Source organism: Streptomyces sp. NPDC005925 (assembly GCF_040638805.1).
GTDB lineage: Bacteria > Actinomycetota > Actinomycetes > Streptomycetales > Streptomycetaceae > Streptomyces.
This window is the reverse complement of the sequence record NZ_JBEXVL010000012.1, coordinates 77,140-96,658: the sequence shown is the minus strand read 5'-3', so window position 1 is coordinate 96,658 and position 19,519 is coordinate 77,140. Positions and strand designations below refer to the sequence as shown.

Annotated in this window: 16 protein-coding genes; 8 read left to right on the top strand and 8 right to left on the bottom strand. The window is 72.5% G+C overall.

Translation table 11 applies throughout. From position 1 onward, the window contains the following. Nucleotides 1-88: 88 nt before the first annotated feature. Both purB and mug read left to right on the top strand, forming a co-directional pair. Complete coding sequence (purB, locus tag ABZ354_RS16885) at nt 89-1,534, top strand: adenylosuccinate lyase (protein WP_358657357.1); 1,446 nt, start codon at nt 89-91, stop codon at nt 1,532-1,534. A gap of 20 nt (nt 1,535-1,554) precedes the next feature. Next, entirely contained in the window at nt 1,555-2,100 is a 546-nt protein-coding gene (gene mug, locus ABZ354_RS16880; RefSeq protein ID WP_358657355.1) for a G/U mismatch-specific DNA glycosylase, read from the top strand. Between the two features lie 9 nt (nt 2,101-2,109). Here mug and ABZ354_RS16875 read toward each other — a convergent pair whose 3' ends face one another. Further along, on the bottom strand, nt 2,110-2,553 hold the full coding sequence (locus ABZ354_RS16875) for a hypothetical protein (protein ID WP_358657353.1): 444 nt from the start codon (nt 2,551-2,553) through the stop codon (nt 2,110-2,112). 355 nt (nt 2,554-2,908) lie between these two features. On the opposite strand from ABZ354_RS16875, the gene ABZ354_RS16870 reads away from it, so the two are divergent. Continuing rightward, the gene (locus tag ABZ354_RS16870) at nt 2,909-4,063 is read left to right on the top strand and encodes an ROK family transcriptional regulator (protein ID WP_358657351.1); all 1,155 of its coding nucleotides are present in this window, start codon (nt 2,909-2,911) and stop codon (nt 4,061-4,063) included. A gap of 250 nt (nt 4,064-4,313) precedes the next feature. Here ABZ354_RS16870 and ABZ354_RS16865 read toward each other — a convergent pair whose 3' ends face one another. Further along, nucleotides 4,314-5,075 (bottom strand): GntR family transcriptional regulator, encoded by a 762-nt coding sequence (locus tag ABZ354_RS16865; protein WP_358657349.1) that lies wholly within the window; start codon nt 5,073-5,075, stop codon nt 4,314-4,316. Between the two features lie 272 nt (nt 5,076-5,347). Here ABZ354_RS16865 and ABZ354_RS16860 point away from each other — a divergent pair, with 272 nt between their 5' ends. Then, on the top strand, nt 5,348-6,178 hold the full coding sequence (locus tag ABZ354_RS16860; RefSeq protein WP_358657347.1) for an alpha/beta fold hydrolase: 831 nt from the start codon (nt 5,348-5,350) through the stop codon (nt 6,176-6,178). Nucleotides 6,179-6,432: 254 nt separating this feature from the next. Here the strand turns inward: ABZ354_RS16860 and ABZ354_RS16855 are convergent, their stop codons facing one another. Beyond that, nucleotides 6,433-7,839 (bottom strand): cation:proton antiporter, encoded by a 1,407-nt coding sequence (locus tag ABZ354_RS16855; protein WP_358657345.1) that lies wholly within the window; start codon nt 7,837-7,839, stop codon nt 6,433-6,435. A 591-nt stretch (nt 7,840-8,430) separates the two neighbouring features. On the opposite strand from ABZ354_RS16855, the gene ABZ354_RS16850 reads away from it, so the two are divergent. Then, nucleotides 8,431-10,020 (top strand): alkaline phosphatase D family protein, encoded by a 1,590-nt coding sequence (locus ABZ354_RS16850; protein WP_358657344.1) that lies wholly within the window; start codon nt 8,431-8,433, stop codon nt 10,018-10,020. A 148-nt stretch (nt 10,021-10,168) separates the two neighbouring features. Here the strand turns inward: ABZ354_RS16850 and ABZ354_RS16845 are convergent, their stop codons facing one another. Next, the gene (locus ABZ354_RS16845) at nt 10,169-11,344 is read right to left on the bottom strand and encodes a PLP-dependent transferase (protein ID WP_358657342.1); all 1,176 of its coding nucleotides are present in this window, start codon (nt 11,342-11,344) and stop codon (nt 10,169-10,171) included. A gap of 59 nt (nt 11,345-11,403) precedes the next feature. On the opposite strand from ABZ354_RS16845, the gene ABZ354_RS16840 reads away from it, so the two are divergent. Both ABZ354_RS16840 and ABZ354_RS16835 read left to right on the top strand, forming a co-directional pair. Next, nucleotides 11,404-11,895, top strand: coding sequence for an Lrp/AsnC family transcriptional regulator (locus tag ABZ354_RS16840; RefSeq protein WP_358657340.1), 492 nt, complete (start codon nt 11,404-11,406; stop codon nt 11,893-11,895). Nucleotides 11,896-11,926: 31 nt separating this feature from the next. Continuing rightward, nucleotides 11,927-13,615, top strand: a complete 1,689-nt coding sequence (locus tag ABZ354_RS16835) for a DUF885 domain-containing protein (protein ID WP_358657338.1) — start codon at nt 11,927-11,929, stop codon at nt 13,613-13,615. Nucleotides 13,616-13,899: 284 nt separating this feature from the next. Here ABZ354_RS16835 and ABZ354_RS16830 read toward each other — a convergent pair whose 3' ends face one another. Genes ABZ354_RS16830 through ABZ354_RS16815 form a run of 4 tightly spaced genes read right to left on the bottom strand, consistent with a single transcriptional unit; the run spans nt 13,900 to nt 18,080 of the window. Further along, on the bottom strand, nt 13,900-15,378 hold the full coding sequence (locus ABZ354_RS16830; RefSeq protein WP_358657336.1) for an amidase family protein: 1,479 nt from the start codon (nt 15,376-15,378) through the stop codon (nt 13,900-13,902). Further along, nucleotides 15,368-16,765 carry an MFS transporter gene (locus ABZ354_RS16825; protein ID WP_358657334.1) on the bottom strand — a complete coding sequence of 466 codons (1,398 nt, stop codon included), beginning with the start codon at nt 16,763-16,765 and terminating at the stop codon, nt 15,368-15,370. The genes ABZ354_RS16830 and ABZ354_RS16825 overlap by 11 nt, the downstream gene beginning before the upstream one ends. Further along, on the bottom strand, nt 16,729-17,439 hold the full coding sequence (locus tag ABZ354_RS16820; RefSeq protein WP_358657332.1) for a flavin reductase family protein: 711 nt from the start codon (nt 17,437-17,439) through the stop codon (nt 16,729-16,731). The genes ABZ354_RS16825 and ABZ354_RS16820 overlap by 37 nt, the downstream gene beginning before the upstream one ends. Further along, entirely contained in the window at nt 17,436-18,080 is a 645-nt protein-coding gene (locus ABZ354_RS16815) for an urea carboxylase-associated family protein (RefSeq protein ID WP_358657330.1), read from the bottom strand. Before ABZ354_RS16815 ends, ABZ354_RS16820 begins: the two co-directional genes overlap by 4 nt. Before the next feature lie 154 nt (nt 18,081-18,234). Between ABZ354_RS16815 and ABZ354_RS16810 the strand changes: the two genes are divergently transcribed. After that, nucleotides 18,235-19,278, top strand: a complete 1,044-nt coding sequence (locus ABZ354_RS16810) for a LacI family DNA-binding transcriptional regulator (protein WP_358657328.1) — start codon at nt 18,235-18,237, stop codon at nt 19,276-19,278. The last annotated feature ends 241 nt before the right edge of the window (nt 19,279-19,519 follow it).

The following is a 19,519-nucleotide window of genomic DNA, read 5'->3' as shown; positions in this document are numbered from 1 at the left end:
GGAGCCGGACGGCCGACCGGTTCTCGTAGGTTCCCACGAACCGACCCGTTGCACGGACCTGCACGAATCGCCAGTAGACTCAATCCACGTGACTTCTGCTCCCGCGCCCACGCCCCACATTCCCAACGTCCTCGCCGGACGCTACGCCTCCGCCGAGCTGGCCGTGCTCTGGTCTCCCGAGCAGAAGGTGAAGCTGGAACGCCGGCTCTGGCTCGCCGTGCTGCGCGCCCAGAAGGACCTCGGCATCGACGTCCCGGGCGAGGCGCTCACCGCGTACGAGCGGGTCCTCGACCAGGTCGATTTGGCCTCGATCGACGAGCGCGAGAAGGTCACGCGGCACGACGTGAAGGCGCGGATCGAGGAGTTCAACGCCCTCGCCGGACACGAGCACGTGCACAAGGGCATGACGTCCCGGGACCTCACGGAGAACGTCGAACAGCTCCAGGTCCGGCTGTCGCTGGAGCTGATGCGCGACCGGACCGTGGCCGTGCTGGCCCGCCTGGGCAAGCTGGCCGGGGAGTACGGCGAGCTGGTCATGGCCGGCCGGTCCCACAACGTCGCCGCGCAGACCACCACCCTCGGCAAGCGTTTCGCGACCGCCGCCGACGAGCTGCTCGTGGCGTACGGCCGCGTGGAGGAACTGCTCGGCCGGTACCCGCTGCGCGGCATCAAGGGCCCGGTCGGCACCGCCCAGGACATGCTCGACCTGCTCGGCGGCGACGCGGGCAAGCTCGCCGAACTGGAGCAGCGGATCGCCGGACACCTCGGCTTCTCGCAGGCGTTCACGTCGGTCGGCCAGGTCTACCCGCGCTCGCTGGACTACGAGGTCGTCACCGCGCTGGTGCAGCTGGCCGCCGCGCCGTCCTCGCTGGCGAAGACGGTCCGGCTGATGGCCGGGCACGAGCTGGTCACCGAGGGCTTCAAGCCCGGCCAGGTCGGCTCGTCGGCGATGCCGCACAAGATGAACACCCGCTCCTGCGAGCGCGTCAACGGCCTGATGGTGATCCTGCGCGGCTACGCGTCGATGACCGGCGAGCTGGCGGGCGACCAGTGGAACGAGGGCGACGTGTCCTGCTCGGTGGTGCGCCGGGTCGCGCTGCCGGACGCCTTCTTCGCGCTGGACGGTCTGCTGGAGACGTTCCTGACGGTGCTGGACGAGTTCGGCGCGTTCCCGGCGGTCGTGGCCCGGGAGCTGGACCGCTACCTGCCGTTCCTCGCCACCACCAAGGTGCTGATGGGCGCGGTGCGCGCGGGCGTCGGCCGGGAGGTCGCGCACGAGGCGATCAAGGAGAACGCGGTCGCGACGGCCCTCGCGATGCGCGAGCGGGGCGCCGAGCGCAACGACCTGCTCGACAAGCTCGCCGACGACGGGCGCATCCCGCTGGACCGCGCCGGGCTCGAGGCGCTGATGGCGGACAAGCTGTCCTTCACGGGCGCGGCGGGCGATCAGGTCGCCGTCGTCGTCGGCCGTATCGAGGAGATCGTGAAGCAGCACCCCGGGGCCGCGGGCTACACACCCGGCGCGATCCTCTGACGGGGCGCCGACCGCCCGTTGTGCCGCGCTTCACCGCCGCCGAACTGGAGGCCGCCCGCGACCGTCTCGTACCGGACGTCGTCGCGGACGGCCTGCGGGTGCTGTTCTGCGGCATCAACCCGGGCCTGATGACGGCCGCGACCGGCCACCACTTCGCCCGACCCGGCAACCGGTTCTGGCCGGTGCTGCATCTGTCCGGCTTCACTCCGCGGCTGCTGAAGCCGTCAGAGCAGGACGAGTTGTTGTCGTACGGGCTCGGGATCACGAACGTCGCCGCGCGGCCCACTGCGCGGGCGGACGAACTGACCGCCCAGGAGTACCGCGAGGGCGGGCGGCTGCTGGCCCTGAAGGTGGCGCGGCTGCGGCCGAGGTGGCTGGCCGTGGTCGGGGTGACGGCCTACCGGGCGGCGTTCGACGACCGGAAGGCGCAGGTCGGTCCGCAGGAGCGGACCATCGGGGAGACGCGCGTGTGGGTGCTGCCCAACCCCAGCGGGCTGAACGCACATTGGACGGCCGCGACGATGGCCGAGGAGTTCGCGAGGCTCAGGGCCGCCTCCGAGGGGTAGCGCGTCACGTTACGGCGGGTCGACGTCCGTGACGACCGCGAGGAGCTGGAACGGCAGTTCCCTGTCCCACTGGGAGACGCCGAGGGCCAGCCAGCGGTCCCGGCCCGGTATGCGCCACAGGTGCAGGTCCGGCACGTGGGAGCTCAGCGTGTCCCACGGCTCGGGTATGTCCTCCGCGCTCTGCGCCCGCTCGAACACCCCGGCCAGGCCGATGAGGTACGGCGGTCCCCAGCGCGCGGCCAGCCGCTCGCTCAGGCCGTCCCGGTACGCCTCGAACTGCTCCTCGGCCCGCTCCCACTCGGCCGGGTCCCCCGCCCAGAACTCCCCGCTCGTCGCCAGCGCGGCCGTGGCAGGGCCGAGCCGGCCGGACGCGACACGCGGTCTGCCGTACTCCGCGGTCAGGTCCTGGGAGCACAGCCGCTCGATTATTGCGAGAGCCCGCGCGATGTCCATGGGAGCCAGTAAACCCGTCACCACTGACAATTGGCGCTCCATCAGGCACCGTCCCGCGGGGGCGGCCCCCCGGGCAGACGTCCCCGCCGCACTGTCGGGTGTCCCGGCGGAGCGCGCTCCGCACCCGGCCGTGCACGGCGCGGACGGTGGCGTCGCGCGCGGGCGCGGTGCCGGCGAAACCGGGGCGCGGTCCGCACCCGGGCCGTGATCACGGCCTACGAGCCGGGTTCGGGGCAGCGCGGCGAAACGGCGGCCCGTAGTGGGTCCGGGCGGGCCCCGGTGTTCCCTCGGTCGCCGGGGTGCCCGGTGCCGAGTACGATCCGGCCAACACGCGCACGAGCTGGGAGGACGGACGGTGGGACGGCTGACCGGCGGGGATCCCTCGCTGTTGCGGAGGATCAACAACGCGGTGGTGCTGCACGCGCTGCGTGCCACGGACTGCGCGACGCTGACCGAGATCACCCGGGTGACGGGCCTGTCCCGGCCGACCGTCGAGGACGTTGTCGAAGGGCTGATCGAGGCCGGGCTCGTCGTGGAGAAGGCGGCCGAGGAAGGTGCCGCGCGCAAGCAGGGTCGGCCGGCGCGGCGGTTCCGGTTCCGGGCCGAGGCCGGGCATCTGCTGGGCCTCGAGATCGGCGCCCGCCGGGTCGCCGTGCTCCTGTCCGACCTCGACGGGCGGGTCATCGGCTCCCAGGCCAAACCCGTCGGCGAAACCGACTCCGCAGACGAGCGGATGGAGCGGCTGCGGGGCGCCGTCGCCGAACTGCTGCGCCGGGCCGGGGTGGCCCGCGGATCGCTGCGGGCCGTGGGGGTGGCGACGCCGGGCATCGTGGAGGCGGACGGCGTCGTGCGTCTCAGTACGGCCCTGCCGGAGTGGACGGGGCTGCGGCTGGGCGAGCGGCTGAGCCGGTCCTTCAAGTGTCCGGTGCTGGTGGAGAACGACGCCAACGCGGCCGCGGTCGCCGAGCACTGGAAGGGGTCGGCCACCGAGTCGGACGACGTGGTGTTCGTCCTGGCCGGGCTCAGCCCGGGAGCCGGTTCACTGATCGGCGGGCGGCTGCACCGGGGGTACGGCGGGGCGGCCGGAGAAATCGGCGCGCTGCACCTGCTGGGGCGGGAGGCGACGCCGGAGACACTGCTGTCGACGACGGACGAGCCGTTGCACCCGCTGGACGAGCAGGCGGTCGCCGAGGTGTTCAGGCAGGCCCGCGAAGGTGACCAGCGGGCCCGTGCGGCGGTCGAACGGTTCCTGCAGCGGCTCGTGCACCATGTCGCGGCGCTGGTGCTGGCGCTCGATCCCGAACTGGTCGTCGTCGGTGGGTGGGCGGCAGGGCTCGACGGGGTGCTGGAGCCGTTGCGGCGGGAGTTGGCGCGCTATTGCCTGCGGCCGCCGAAGGTGGCGTTGTCCCTGCTCGGGGAGGCGGCGGTGGCCACGGGGGCGTTGCGGCTCGCGCTGGATCACGTGGAGGAGCAGTTGTTCGCGGTGGAGGGGACCGTCACGGGGCGGTGACGGGCGGCGGGGCAGGAGCGGGGCACCGGTGTTCTCAGGTGCCCCGCGGTGCCGGTGCCGCGTCGGGCGGATGCGCGGACCGGCGCCGCACCGATTGCCGCCCGCGCCCGCCCGTGCCGCCCCGGCGGCACGACTGCCGGCGGGTCGACGGACGGCGGGTCGACGGACATGCCGCTTCCACGGACGGACGAACGGGCCCGGTGCGCACGGCTGTTGCCCGCGGCGCGCGTGCCGGACCCGTTCCCTTCGTTCAGGACGCCCGGCGTTGCGGGTCCTCGTGGATCCGTACCCCGCCCGTTTCGCCGAAGGTGAGGCGGCAGGTGTCTGCGCGGTACGTCGCGAGGGAGACGGCGGCGACGCCGCTCGCCGTGAAGTAGCGCGTGGTGACGACGAGGACCGGCGCGCCCGGGAGGCGGTCGAGTTCCCTGGCGTCGTCCGCGCGGGCCGAGCCGAGTTCGACGGCGTTCTCCTGACGCTCCAGGTCCAGCCGCTGCAGCTCCCGCAGGACGGCACGCGCGCGTGCGGGGCCGCAGGGTGCGTCTATGGCGGTCAGGTCGGGCACAGACGCCGACGGGATGTACAGCAGCTCGGCGGCTACCGGCTGGCCGTGCGTGGTCCGGGAGCGGCGCACGGTGTGCACGGGCTCGTCCCGGCCGGTGCCCAGGATGGCGGCCACGGCGACGGGCGGTGCGCCCAGGTCGGAGTCGACGGGCTGCCAGGCGTCACCGGTGGCGCCGGGCCAGGTGTCCTGCTCGGCACCGACGGACACGCCCACGCGGGGCGGAGCCACCGTCGTACCGACGCCGCGGCGGCGCTGCAGGCGGCCTTCCAGCTCGAGCTGTTCCAAGGCCTGGCGGAGTGTGGCGCGGGCGACGCCGAAGCGGGCGGCGAGGTCGCGCTCGTTGGGCAGGATCTCCCCCACCGTGAACTCCGAGTCCAGCGCGTCGCTGAGCACGGTCTTGAGGTGCCAGTACTTCGGCTCCGGCACCGATTCGAGCTGCGTGGTCCCCACCCTGTCCTCCACGATCGCCGTGTCACGTCGCCGTGTTTCGCCGCCGCGTCCCGGCGTCGTTTCAGCGCCCTTGTTTATTAAAGGTTGTTTCACTTATCTGTGACCATAAGGCGGCCCTCACCCTTGGTCAAGACCAATCCTCCCTCCCGTGGTGATCACAGCGCGGGACGGGCCTCCGGACCCGTCCCGGCACACCCCGGGTCTACCCGCCGGTAACTGTTGCTGACAGGCTGTCCCACACCGTTCGTCCGGTCGAGCCGACGAGGAGCAGCATGTCCGCAACCGTCTCCGTCACGATCCCCACGCCCCGTGGCCCGGAGCCCCTGACCGTCGCCTACCGGCGGGTGGGAACCGGCGAGCCCCTCCTCCTGCTGCACGGAATAGGCCACCACCGGCAGGCCTGGGACCCGGTGATACCGGTGCTCGCGACCGAGCGGGACGTGATAGCCGTGGACCTTCCGGGCTGCGGGGGCTCCGCGCCGCTCCCGGCCGGCCTGGCGCACGACCTGCCGACGACGACCGCCGTGCTCGCCGCTCTCTGCGAGACGCTGGAGATCGGACGGCCGCACGTGGCGGGCAACTCGCTGGGCGGCCTGCTGGCCCTGGAACTCGGCCGTGAGCAGCGCGTACGATCCGTCACCGCGCTGTCCCCGGCCGGTTTCTGGACCCGGGCGGAGCGGCGTTACGCCTTCGGGGTGCTGAAGGGGATGCGGGTCGGGGCGCGCCTGATACCCCGGCCGGCCGTCGAACGGCTGGCGCGCTCGGTCGTCGGCCGCGCCATGCTGACGAGCACCATCTACGCTCGTCCGGGCCGCCGTTCGCCCGAGGCGGTGGTCGCCGAGACGCTCGCCCTGGCCCGCGCCGAGGGGTTCGACGAGATCCTGCGCGCCGGTCGGGAGGTGCGGTTCACCGACCCCCTGCCCGGGGTTCCGGTCACCGTGGCGTGGGGCAGCGGGGACCGGCTGCTGGTGCCCCGGCAGGGCATACGGGCCACGTACGTGATCCCGCGCGCACGACTCGTACGGCTGCCCGGCTGCGGTCACGTCCCCATGAACGACGACCCCGCCCTGGTCGCGCGCGTCCTCCTCGACGGCAGCCGCTGACCGGCCCGCGGGTCCCGCCGCGCGGATTCCGCCCGTCACCCGGCCGGTCGGCCGGTCTGCGCAGGCGGTCGGCCGGCCGGTCGGGGCGCCGACCGAGGCCCGGGGACGGGGCGGGGCGGGTCCGTGCGTGTCCGGTACGGCGATCGGGGCCCGAGGCCGCTCCGGGGCCCGGGATCCGGGCTCTTCCCCGAACGGTAACCGTGGAGCGCCCCCCGGATCGCGTCCGCCCGGTGTGCGCCGTCGCAACCTGCGCGTCAGCCCGGTTCCTCGTCCCGTTCCCGGCTGAGCAGGCGCAGCAGGGGGCCGGTCACGGCGGTGGTCGCGAGCGCCATCAGCACCAGCATGGCGAACAGGGACGGTGACAGCAGACCGGCGGACAGGCCGGTGTTGAGGATGATCAGCTCGGTCAGACCGCGGCAGTTCATCATCGCGCCGAGCCGGGAGGAGTCCCGCCACGACAGGTCCGCGAGACGCGCGGGTACGAGCGTGCCGGCGAACTTGCTCAGCGCCGCGGCGCCCAGCACGGCGAGGCAGAGCAGCCAGCCGCTGGTGCCGTGCACGCTGCCCAGGTGCGTGCCGAGGCCCACGGTCATGAAGAACGACGGCAGCAGCAGCCAACTGGTGAGCCCTTCCACCCGCCAGGCGATGTCCCGTACGGCCTGGGTGCGCGGCATGGCCAGCCCCGCGGCGACCGCCCCGAACAGCGCGTGCACCCCGGCCTGGTCGGTGGCCAGGGCGCACAGCAGGACGGTGACGAGGACGATGCTGGCGGTACGGGCGGCCGCCATGGGCCCGTCGGAGCGCTGCCCGGCGAGGAGGCGGGCCAGCAGAGGTCGTACGCCCCACCACACCACGACGGCGAACAGCGCGACCCAGCCGACCGTGACGGCCGCCGTTGCCGGGGAACCCCCGGAGGCGAGCGCGAGGACGAGGGCGAGGAGACACCAGGCGGTCACGTCGGCGACGCTCGCGGAGGCCATCGCGAGGGTGCCGAGCCTGCTGTGCAGCATGCGCTCGTCGGACAGCAGGCGGGCCAGGACGGGCACGGCCGTGATGCTCATGCTCAACCCGAGGAACAGCACGAAGGGCAGCGTCGCCACACCGTCGGGTCGCTGGCCGGCGGGCATGACGAGGGCGATGAGCACGCCGGCCAGGAACGGCAGGGCCATGCCGGAGTGGCCGATGAGCGTCGACGCGGGCAGTCCGTTGCTCCGCAGTGTCGCCAGGGACAACTCCAGCCCCACGGTGAACATGAAGAGGGTGACACCCAGTTGGCCGAAGTTGTTCAGGAAGGGGACCACTTCGGTGGGCAGTGCCCACTGCTGGGCGTCCGGTGCCAGCGCCCCGAACACCGAGGGCCCCAGCAGGACTCCGGCGCCGATCTCCCCCACCACCCGGGGCTGTCCGATCCGGCGGGCCAGCACTCCGGCCGCTCCCGCGCACGCGGTGACCAGGGCGAGGGCGCCCAGCACCCGGTAGAGGGGCACGCCTTCGGGGGCGGTGGAGGCGCGGCCGGTGGGCCCGGCGTATCCGACGGACACCAGCACCATCGCGGTGACGGCGACGGGCACACCGACGAGCGCGCCGTAGCCCAGCAGGACGCGGCGCGGGGAGAGACGGACCGGGGTTGGTTCCGGGGCTGTGGTCGTACTGCCCTTCACGGACTACTCCTTGTCACATCGGCGAGCGCCCTGCCGTACGGCAGACAGGGGAGATGCTGCCTGTCCCCGTCCGGCATACCGAGCCCTGATTGGGGCCATCGATCGGCGCGGTAGCCGCCCGGTTGACGTGGATCGGCCACGGGCAGACGGAGACAAAAAGGGGCTCGATGCCGAAAAGCGTGCGAGATGGGCTCGACGGACAAGAGGCTGTGATCCGGGAGAGAGCCGGGCGAGGGGGTGAAACCGCCTACGCTCGGGGGCGGTACCGGGAGCGGGGGGGCAGACGCGGTGTGCCGTGGGAGGGGCCCCGCTTCGTGGCGCCGTGCCGTGCGTAGGGCTCGGTCCGGGCGCTGGAGGTCCCGCATCGTTCCTGGCGTCCCCGGGCTTCCGGGATCACGCGTGCGTACGAACGCTGTGGCCATCTGGTCTTCACTCGTCCCCACGGACGTGAGGGTGGGGCCCCTCCAGGTGGTCGTACCGGTTCCCTTCCGTGTGCGGTCGGTTGTTCACTTGGGGTTTGCGTGTGCGCTGCGACGCACCAGTAGGTGTGGCACTGCACACTGGCCGGATCACGTCCCTGGAGGCGCAGCCATGTCAGACCGTCCGCTCCCCGGCCGCCGCAGCGTGCTGCGCGGCTCCCTCGCCGCGTCGGCGGCCCTCGCCCTGCCGGCCACCGTGCTGCGCGCCGCCCCGGCGTTCGCCCGGTCCGGCCGCCCCTCGGCCGACTGGGGCGTACAGGCGGGAGACGTGACCGCGAACTCCGGTCTCGTGTGGGTGCGTTCGGACCGCCCGGCCCGGATGATCGTGGAGACGTCCGCGACGGAGTCGTTCCGCAACCCCCGCAGATGGCACGGTCCGCTGCTGGACGCCGGCACCGACTACACGGGCACGACCCGGCTGCGGGGGCTGCCGCCCGGCGAGCAGATCCACTACCGGGTGCTGCTCGCCGACCCGGACGACCCGCGCCGCGGCGGCGAGCCGGTCACCGGCACGTTCCGCACCACGTCCGTCGTCCGCCGCGACGGCGTGCGCTTCCTGTGGTCAGGCGACCTGGCCGGGCAGGGCTGGGGCATCAACCCCGACGTCGGGGGCTACCGCATCTACGACGCGATGGCCCGCCTCGACCCGGACTTCTTCCTGCACAGCGGCGACTCCATCTACGCCGACAGCCCCATCTCGGCCACGGCGGCCCTGCCGGACGGCGGCGTCTGGCGGAACGTCACCACGGAGGAGAAGTCCAAGGTCGCCGAGACTCTGGCGGAGTTCCGCGGCAACTTCCGCTACAACCTGCTGGACGACAATCTCCGGCGGTTCAACGCCCGGGTCCCGACGATCGCCCAGTGGGACGACCACGAGGTGCGCAACAACTGGTATCCCGGCGAGAGCGTCCCCGCGAGCGACGCCCGCTACACCGAGCGCAGCCTCGACGTGCTGGCGGCGCGTGCGCTGCGGGCGTTCAGCGAGTACACCCCGGTGTCCACGCTGCGGCCGGGCGCCGCCGAGGGCCGTATGTACCGGGTGCTGCGGCAGGGTCCGCTGCTGGACGTGTTCGTGCTGGACATGCGGACGTACCGCAACGCCAACTCGGCCGGTGACCAGACCGTGGACCCGCAGGGCATCCTCGGGCAGGAGCAGTTGGAGTGGCTGAAGCGGGAACTGGCGCGGTCGCGCGCGGTGTGGAAGGTGATCGCCTCCGACATGCCGATCGGGCTCGTGGTGCCGGACGGCGGGGAGGGCAGGCGGAACTTCGATGCGGTCGCGCAGGGCGATCCGGGCGCGCCCCTCGGCCGTGAGCTGCAGATCGCCGAGCTGCTGCGGTTCGTCAAGCACCGGCGGATCACCGGCACGGTGTGGCTGACGACCGACGTCCACCACACCTCGGCGCAGCACTACCAGCCGTCGCGTGCCGCGTTCGCCGACTTCGAGCCGTTCTGGGAGTTCGTGTCGGGGCCGCTGAACGCCGGTGCTTTCCCGGCGGCCGCGCTGGACGGCACGTTCGGGCCGGAGCGCGTGTTCCTGAAGGCGCCGACCACCTCGAACGTCTCGCCCGCGGGCGGCTACCAGTTCTTCGGGGAGGTCGACATCGACGGCGACAGCGGGGAGATGACGGTGCGGCTGCGCGAACGGGACGGCACGGTGCTGTTCACCAAGGTGCTCCAGCCGGGCCTGGTCGGCCAGTGACGGCCCGGCCGTCGGCAACAGAGGCCGCGTACCGCGAAGCGGCACACCACACCACGACCTCCTGTGCCGGCGGCCCGGCGGAACACCCCGCCGGACCGTCCGCCGTCCCGGGGCGGGGACGCGGAAGCGCTCCCGCCCCGCCCCCGGCTCAGTCCCTGGCCAGCGCCGCGTGCGGCGTCGTCGCGGTCGCGGGCTCCCCGAGCGCCCCGTCCAGGTCGTTCCACAGGTCGTCGACGTCCTCCAGGCCCACCGACATCCTCAGCAGCCGGTCGCCGACCCCGGCGCCGCGGCGGTCGTCGGCGTCCACGATGCGGTGGCTGATGGACGCCGGGTGCTGGATGAGCGTGTCGACGCTGCCGAGGCTGACCGCCGGGGTGATCAGCCGGACGCCCGCGATGACGGCGTGCGGGTCGCCGTGCACCTCGAAGGAGACCATCGCGCCGCCGATCGACGGGTAATGCACGCGGGACACGCGCGGGTCGGCGGCCAGGCGGTGGGCGAGTTCGGCGGCGTTCGCGGACGCGGCCCGCACCCGGACGGGCAGCGTGGACAGGCCACGCAGAAGCAGATAGCCGGCCAGCGGGTGCAGCACCCCGCCCGTCGCGAACCGCACCTGCCGCAGCCGCCCGGCGAACTCCTCGTCGCAGGCGACCACCCCGGCCATCACGTCGCCGTGCCCGCCGAGGTACTTGGTGGCACTGTGCAGCACCAGCCGCGCCCCCTGCTCGGCGGGCCGCTGCAGGACGGGCGTGGCGAACGTGTTGTCCACGAGCAGCGGCACGGTGCCGCAGGCGTGGGCGACGGCGCGCAGGTCGACCTCGGCGAGCGTCGGGTTGGCCGGCGACTCGACCAGCACCAGGCCGGTGTCCGGGCGCAGCGCGTCCGCGATGCCCGCCGGGTCGGTCCAGGTGACCTCGGAGCCGAGCAGCCCGGCGGTCAGCAGATGGTCGCTGCAGCCGTAGAGCGGCCGTACGGCGACGACGTGGCGCAGACCTGTCGCGTTGCGGGCGAGGAGGACGGCACTGAGGGCGGCCATGCCGCTGGCGAAGGCGACCGCGGCCTCGGTGCCCTCCAGCTTGGCGAGGGCGGTCTCGAACCGGGCGACGGTCGGGTTGCCGAGCCGGGCGTAGACAGGCGGGCCGTCCGGGTCCGCGCCGGTCTCGGCGAACGCGTCGATGCGTGCGGCCTCGCCACGGCTGTCGTACGAGGGGTAGGTGGTGGACAGGTCGATCGGCGGGGCGTGCAGTCCCTGCCGGGCGAGATCGTCGCGGCCGGCGTGCACGGCCTCGGTGGCCAGTGCTCTCGATGCGGTGGGCGTGTCCATGACCGCAGAGTGAACGGCGGCCGGTGTTCCGGGGGCGAAGCCCGTGTTACGTTCGGTCGGTGTCCGAATCTGTCGTACTGGATCCGGTCGATCTTCACCTGCTGCGGCTGCTGCAGAACGACGCCCGGACCACCTACCGCGATCTCGCCACCCGGATCGGGGTCGCGCCGTCCACCTGCCTGGACCGGGTGACGCGGCTGCGGCGGGCCGGAGTGATCCTCGGGCACCGGCTGCGACTGGACCCGGCGAAGCTCGGCCGGGGCCTGGAGGCGCTGCTGCTGGTGCAGGTCAGGCCGCACCGGCGGGAGTTGGTGGGCCCGTTCGTGGACCGGATCAGGGCGCTGCCGGAGTCGCGGAGCGTGTACCACCTGACCGGTCCCGACGACTATCTCGTCCATGTCGCCGTCGCGGACATGGCCGATCTTCAGCGGCTGGTTCTCGACGGGTTCACCTCACGGCGCGAAGTCGCCCGGGTGGAGACGCGGCTGATCTTCCAGCAGTGGGAGTGCGGGCCGCTGCTGCCTCCTTCGCCCTCGGCTCAATCCGAGTGACGTGCGGCGGTCTGCGTTGCAGGATGGCGACATGTCTGACACCAAGAGCCCGCTGCCCCGCGAGGTCGCCGACCGTTACGTCGACGACCTCATCGCCCTCGACCCGGTCACCGGCACCTACCTAGGCGTGAAGGAGAGTTCGGGCAGGATGCCCGACCTGTCGCCCGCGGGCCAGGAGGCCGTCGCGGACCTGCTGCGGACCACGCTGGCCCGCCTCGACGAGGCCGAGCGGCAGCCCGGTGCGGACAGTGACATCGAACGCCGGTGCGCACGGCTGCTGCGCGAGCGGCTGACCGCCGAACTCGCCGTGCACGAGGCCGACGAGCACCTGCGCGCGGTGGGCAACCTGGGCACGGTGGCGCACTCGGTGCGCGAGGTCTTCTCGGTGACGCCGAACGACACCGAGGAGGACTGGGCGGCGATCGCCGAGCGGTTGCGCGCGGTGCCCGCGACGCTCGCCGGATACCGCGAGTCCCTGGCCCTGGGCCTGGAGCGCAAGCTGTACGCGGCTCCCCGCCCGACGGCCACCTTCGTGGGCCAGCTCGGCGAGTGGGCCGACACCGGCCGGGGCCGGGGCTGGTTCGAGGACTTCGCCGCCGACGGCCCCGAGGCGCTGCGCGGCGAGCTGGACAAGGCGGCCCAGGGTGCGACAGCGGCCGTGGTGGAGCTGCGGGACTGGATGCGCGACGTGTACGCACCGGCCGTCGACGGCGCGCCGGACACGGTGGGACGCGAGCGCTACGCCCGCTGGTCGCGCTACTACAACGGCACGGACCTCGACCTGGACGAGGCGTACGCCTACGGCTGGTCCGAGTTCCACCGCATCCTCGGCGAGATGAAGCAGGAGGCGGAGAAGATCCTGCCGGGCGCCGGGACGCCGTGGGTGGCGCTGACGCACCTGGACGAGCACGGCCGGCACATCGAGGGCGTCGAGGAGGTCCGCGTCTGGCTGCAGGGCCTGATGGACGAAGCGATCGAGAAGCTCGACGGCACGCACTTCGAACTGGCCGAGCCGGTGCGGAAGGTGGAGTCGTGCATCGCCCCGCCCGGCAGCGCCGCCGCACCGTACTACACGTCCCCGTCGGAGGACTTCTCCCGGCCGGGCCGCACCTGGCTGCCCACGATGGGCCTGACCCGCTTCCCCGTCTACGACCTGGTGTCGACGTGGTACCACGAGGGCGTCCCGGGTCATCACCTCCAGCTCGCGCAGTGGACGTACGTCGCCGGGAACCTGTCCCGCTACCAGGCGACGATCGGCGGGGTCAGTGCGAACGCGGAGGGCTGGGCGCTGTACGCGGAGCGCCTGATGGACGAGCTGGGCTTCCTCACCGACGCCGAGCAGCGGCTGGGCTACCTGGACGCGCAGATGATGCGGGCCACGCGGGTCATCGTGGACATCGGCATGCACCTGGAGCTGGAGATCCCGGCGGACTCGCCGTTCCACCCGGGCGAGCGCTGGACACCGGAGCTGGCCGAGGAGTTCTTCGGCGCGCACAGCAGCCGTCCGGCGGATTTCGTGGAGAGCGAGCTGACCCGCTACCTGACCATTCCGGGCCAGGCCATCGGCTACAAGCTGGGCGAACGGGCCTGGCTGCTGGGCCGGGAGAACGCCCGTAAGCGCCACGGCGACGCCTTCGACCTCAAGGCCTGGCACATGGCGGCCCTGTCGCAGGGCTCGCTGGGCCTGGACGACCTGGTGGACGAACTGTCGCGACTGTGAGCGGCGGCACGGCCGCGACCGTGCGCCCGGGGCGGAGCAGTGGCGCCGGAGGCCGGCTGTCCCGGGGCGGCCGGTCGTCATGGAACCCGGCCGCCGTTCGGCCCGTCCTCAGCGGCGGAGTCCGCCCTCCGAGTCCCTGACCCGACCGGTGGGGTCGAGGACCGACCGGTGGGTTCGCGGACCCGACCGGTGATCCGGCCCGCTTCGTCCGTGGCCCGCCACGGGGGAGGCGGGCCGGTGCCGTACGCCCGCGAGGGCGGTGCGGCCGGCCGGCCGAGAGCTCGTCAGCCACCGCCGGGAAAGGGACGGTCCGTTCGTCGCAGTGTCGTCTCCAGGAAGGTCGCGGCGGCCAGCAGGCGGGTGTCGTGGTGAGCGGGTGCGGAGGCCAGGAAGCCGATGTTGCCGGTCGTGGGTGTGCCGATGGGCAGGGTGACGCCGGGCATTCCGAGGTAGCTGAGCAGCATGGTGGTGCGCAGGGTGCGGCCGTTGGTGAGGTCGTAGGTGTGCTCGTCGGCGAGGAGGGGTTCGAGCGGGGGTGCCAGGTGCCGGACCGCGGGGCAGACGAGGACGGCGTTCCCGTCGCCGAGTTCGGCCTGCAACTGGCGGCGCAGGGGGTGCATCGCCTGGTGGACGAGTTCGACGCGCGGCTGCCGGCGTGCGTGTTCGGTGAGTCTGCGCAGGACGCCGGGGTCGATCCTGTCGCGCTGGGCGCACCTGAGCACGTCTCCGTAGCGCTGGTGGGCCTCGGCGGCGACGATGGTTCCGTGCTGGTCCATGAGGCTCTGCGCCTGGTCCAGGGCGGGCAGGTGCCGCTCCTCGACGTGGACGCCCTGGTCGGCGAGGACGTCGAGTACCTGGGCGAACCGGCGTTGGATACCGGGTGCGCAGTCGGTGACCAATTCTCCGACGGGGACGACGAGCCGGAGCGGCCCGGTGGCCGGTACCTGCGCGGCGGACGGCTGCGCGAGGAGACGGTCGGTGACGGTGATGTCCCGCATGGAGGTGGCGAAGACGCCGTGGCAGTCCAGGGTGGGCGCCAGGGGGATCATGCCGTCGTTGCTGTAGCGGTTCTCGCTGGCCTTGTAGCCGATCACTCCGCAGAAGCTCGCGGGGATGCGCACCGACCCGGAGGTGTCCGTGCCGATGGCGATGGGGACGATGCCCAGGGCGACGGCCACGGCTGATCCCGAGGAGGATCCGCCCGGGACGAGCGGCCGGCCGGGGCTGCTGGAGGGGTTAGCCGGGGTTCCGTAGTGCGGGTTGACCCCGAGGCCGGAGAACGCGAACTCGCTCAGGTTCGTCTTGCCGGTGAGGACCGCCCCGGCTGCCGAGAGCTGTTGCACGACGGCGGCGTCGCTGCGGGCCGGCGGCCGTGCGGCGCAGATTCTCGAGCCCGCGGTCGTGATGGCCCCGGCGGCGTCGTAGTTGTCCTTGACGGCGACGGGTACGCCGTCGAGGGGGCCCAGGGGCCGTCCGGTGGCGTAGCGCGCCTGGCTGGCTTCGGCCTCTGCCTCGGCGCGTTCGGCGGTGACGGTGATGAACACCCATGCCGCCCGGGAGTGCTGGGTGCGCTGGAGGGCGTGGTCGGTGAGCCGGCGGGCGTCGAGATCACCGGCGGCCAGCCGGGAGGCGGTGGCGCAGCCGTCCGAGGGGCCGTCCGCGTGGTCGTCGGCGTCGCCACCCGGACGGCTTTCGAGGTGGACGTCGTGTCCGTCGAAGTAACAGCCGCCGTGCCCGGGCTGCTGCTGTCGGTCAGTGTTCAAGGCCGGTGCCTGCCGTGTCGGGGAAAGGGCCCGGGAGCGGGCTCGGGAGCGGTTTCGGGAGCGGGCCGGGGCGCTGCGTGGAGGCGGTGTCGGCCAGGGAGCGGCCGCGGGTCTCCTCGCCGAGGGTGAGGGTGACGAGCAGTCCGGCGATGTTCACTCCGGCCATCAGCCACATGATGGCGCCGACCCCGGTGCCGTCGAGCATCATCGGGAGCATGAACGTGGAGATCGCGGCGCCGACGCGGCTGATCGCGACGACGGTTCCGGTGGCGGTGGCCCGTACGGCCGTGGGGAACAGCTCGTTCGGGTAGACGATCTCCAGGAAGTTGCAGGCCCCCGAGGTGACCGCGTAGAGGGCCAGTGCCGCCACCAGGACCTGCGGCGGTGCGCCGGGTGCGAGCGCCATGAAGGCGAACGCACCGGCCATGATGACGAATGTCCAGGTCAGGAGCGGACGGCGGCCGATCCGGTCGACGAGCATCAGGCCCGGGACACCACCGAGGAGGAACATCGCGCTGATGATCAGCTCGGTCGAGTACGTCGAGTCCGTCCCCAGCCCGATCCCGGCCAGGATGTCCGGACCGAATGTGTACACCGCGAACAGTGGGATGACGTGGGCCGTGTAGAAGATGCCGACGAAGACGACGCGGCGCAGGTAGACCGGGTGGAACAGGTCCGCGTACCGCGTGGGCGCGGGTTCCTCGGCGAGTTGGCCGAGGCGCGCGCCTTCGCCCCACACCTGCCGGCAGACCGTCTCGGCCTCCGTGGTAAGCCCTTTGCTGAGCAGCCACCGGGGGGATTCCGGCGTACCCAGCCTGAACAGCAGGGTCGCCGCTCCGAAGAGGGCCGGTGAGGCGAGCATGTACCGCCAGGCGTCGTCGCCGAGCGTGGACAGGGCCCAGCCGCAGCCCGCCGCGGCGGCGGCTCCCGCGGCCCAGACCACGAACAGGCTCCCCAGGAGCTTCCCCCGGTGTCTGCTGGGCACGAACTCGGCGAGCAGACTGCTGGCGATGGGGTAGTCGGCGCCGATGGCCACGCCCAGCACGAACCGCAGCGCGACGAGGTGCCAGGTCTCGGTGACGAAGGCGGAGGCCAGGGAGGCGAGGGTGAGGACGAGGAGGTCGGCGACGTACATCACCTGGCGGCCGACCTTGTCGGTGATGAGGCCGAACACGCCGCCGCCGACGAAGATCCCGGCCAGTGCCGCGGCGGCCACCAGTCCGGTCTCGACTCCGGACAGGCCGAGAGCCGGTTCCATCGTGATCAGGGCGATGCCGATGATGGTGAGCGCGTAGCCGTCCAGGAACGGGCCGCCGGCGGAGTACAGGGTGAGTTTCTTGTGGAACCGGTTCAGCGGTGCGTCGTCGATGAAGGAATCATTCGACATGGCAACTCCTCCTCCTTCTTCACCTTTTCGGGGAGGTCCGGGCGGGGCCGGGCGGGCAGGGGGAAGACGTCCGTGACGCGGGTGAAACGGGAACCGATCCGGCCGAGGGGACGGAGCCTGCCGAGATCGATGTGTCCACTGCCCGGGGTGAACAGTTCGCGAGCAACGTGGAACGCGACGACCTCGGCGATGACGAGCGCGTCACTGCCGGGGGTGAGGACCGTGTGGAGTGCGCATTCCATGCTGATCCCGGCTTCGGCGACCCGCGGGGGCCGCACCTTGACCGACGCGGCCGGTGTCACGCCGGCGACCTGGAATTCGTCCACGTCGGCGGCGTAGTCGGGAGACGTGCGGCTCATCCGGTCCGCGAGGTCGTCGGAGACGAGGTTCACGACGAGCTGCCCGGTCGCCCGGATGTTGCGCAGCGTGTCCTTGGGCTCCCCGTCGGGTGCCGCCTCGATCGTCAGCGACAGCATGGGCGGTTCCGCGGAGACGACGGTGAAGAAGCTGAACGGGGCCAGGTTCAGCACGCCGTCGCTGCCGACGGTCGAGGTCCAGGCGATGGGGCGCGGGACCACGCCGGCGCTGAGCAGGTCGAAGACCTCATCGCGCGGCAGACCGGCCGGATCGACGACCACGTGGGAGGCGCTGTCCGGGGCCTCTTCCCGCGTCATGACGACTCGACCGTCTGCTCGCCCGGGGCGCCCGTGACCCGGACCTCCACGTCCATCGGCTGCTGGAGGTCACCGTTGACCGGGACGAGGTCCTGGGGGCAGGCGGACAGCACGACCACCACGTCCGTGAGGGCCCGCAGGAGCACGGAGTCGCCCGGAGAGCTGACCGGCGCACCGAACACGATGCTGCCGTCCGCGTCGACGGGCACGTTCATGAACAGGTTGAGCGGAGCGGGCACCGGGGCCAGGAGGTCCGGGTGGCCGGCGTCGGCGAGGGCCCGGCGGTAGTTCTCGCTGCAGTTGTCGTGGTGGCCCTCGTGCCCCAGTTGCTGGTAGCGGACGGGGTCACAGGCCGGGATCAAGGTGTCGTGCACGCCCGGAGAGGTGTCCTCGGCGATCTGCAGGACGGGCGAGCGCCGGTCGTCGAGCAGGGTGTCACCGGTGCGCACCATCAGACGGCCGAGCACGGCGCGCGTGTGCGCCATCGACAGCGCGTGGCCCGGCTCCTGCCGCACCACGGCCCAGGTGTCGACGACCTGACTGCCGTACGTGTTGATCACACGCAGTGTTCCGCCCCGCGGGACCTCGAAGGCCGCGCCTGTGCGCGCGGTCAGCGTCGTCGTGGTCGTCGTGACAGCCATGATCTCTCCTCGATGTTCGGAGCCGAGGTGCCTTCGACGCCCGCAAGTGAGCTCCGCCCGGGCGGACTTCGGGGCGATACGATAGGAACGCAATCGGTTGCGCATGACGATTACGCAATCGGTTGCGTCCGTCAAGACATGGGAGGATCGAGGCATGGCCGAGTCCCACGACGCGCCCCGCCGCAGGCAGCCCGTCACCATGAAGGCAGTGGCCGAGCACGCCGGGGTGCACGTATCGACGGTCAGCCGCGCGCTGAGCGAATCCACCACCGGCGTGAGCCTCGAAGTGGTCGCGCGCATCCGGGAGATCGCCCGCGAACTCGGCTACCAGCCCAACACCGCCGCGGCCAGCCTGCGCACCCGCAGAACACGCGGCATCGGCGTGGTCGTGCCGCGGCTCACCGACGCCGTACTGGCGACGATCTTCGAGGGCATCGACGCCCACGCGACCGACAACGGCTACCAGGCAGTCGTGGCGAGCACCGGCGACAACCCGGACGAACGCCACCGCCGTCTGAGCCTCCTCAAGCGCCGCATCGACGGACTCATCGTCGCCGACGCGCATCTCACCGACGACTCACTGGCCGACATCGCCGACACCGGTGTGCCGTTCGTGCTGGTCAACCGGCGGGTCGCCGGCCATGTCTCCGTCACCTGCGCGGACGAGACGGGCGGACGCCTCGTCGGCCGGCACTTCCTCGACCTGGGCCACCGCCGTATCGGCATCGCCGGGGGCCACCCGTGGGCCAGCACCGCCGTGGACCGGGCGCGCGGCTGCCGGACCCACCTCGCCGAGCAGGGCGTGCGCGTGCCCGACGACCACGTGCTGCACTACGGATTCGACGTGGACAGTGGCCGCCGCGCGGCCGAGGCGCTCCTCGATCTGGCACCCCGGCCGACCGCCATTTTCGCGGTCAACGACTACTCGGCACTGGGAGTGATGGCCGCCATGCGCGACCGGGGCCTGGTCCCCGGCCGGGACATCGCTGTCGCGGGCTTCAACGACACCGACATCGCACGGCAGTTGACCATCCCCCTCACCAGTGTGGACAGCAACCCGCACCGCATGGGACAAACAGCGGCAGAAACGTTGCTGGACCTGCTGGCCGGCAAACAGGTGACCTCGGTCGAGCTCGCCCCGGTCCTGCGGATCCGCGCCTCGTCCACGGGAAGCGTGAACCCGGCTTCCCGCCCGTAGGCCCCGCTTCCTCCGCCTCGCAGCCGCACGCATTTGAGTCTGCTAGGGCCGGTCGGGACGCACCGTGCGCCGGGTGGTCCGGACGACCGGCTTCAGGGATGCCTGACACATGGTCACCGCGAGACCGGCGCCCGGCACGCGAGCCCCCCACGTTGCCGAACCCCCTGATGGCTCCGCCGGCAGGACGTACCGGTGCCGGCGACCGCTCCCACCCGGCTCCGCTCCTTCACCCGCGCGCAGG

Bases quoted from the DNA above. Each gene is read 5' to 3' on its own strand.
- ABZ354_RS16850 (WP_358657344.1), top strand. From the start codon at position 8,431: ATGTCAGACCGTCCGCTCCCCGGCCGCCGCAGCGTGCTGCGCGGCTCC.
- ABZ354_RS16845 (WP_358657342.1), bottom strand. From the start codon at position 11,344: ATGGACACGCCCACCGCATCGAGAGCACTGGCCACCGAGGCCGTGCAC.
- ABZ354_RS16835 (WP_358657338.1), top strand. From the start codon at position 11,927: ATGTCTGACACCAAGAGCCCGCTGCCCCGCGAGGTCGCCGACCGTTAC.
- ABZ354_RS16825 (WP_358657334.1), bottom strand. From the start codon at position 16,765: ATGTCGAATGATTCCTTCATCGACGACGCACCGCTGAACCGGTTCCAC.
- ABZ354_RS16820 (WP_358657332.1), bottom strand. From the start codon at position 17,439: ATGACGCGGGAAGAGGCCCCGGACAGCGCCTCCCACGTGGTCGTCGAT.
- ABZ354_RS16860 (WP_358657347.1), top strand. From the start codon at position 5,348: ATGTCCGCAACCGTCTCCGTCACGATCCCCACGCCCCGTGGCCCGGAG.
- ABZ354_RS16875 (WP_358657353.1), bottom strand. From the start codon at position 2,553: ATGGACATCGCGCGGGCTCTCGCAATAATCGAGCGGCTGTGCTCCCAG.
- ABZ354_RS16810 (WP_358657328.1), top strand. From the start codon at position 18,235: ATGGCCGAGTCCCACGACGCGCCCCGCCGCAGGCAGCCCGTCACCATG.
- ABZ354_RS16815 (WP_358657330.1), bottom strand. From the start codon at position 18,080: ATGGCTGTCACGACGACCACGACGACGCTGACCGCGCGCACAGGCGCG.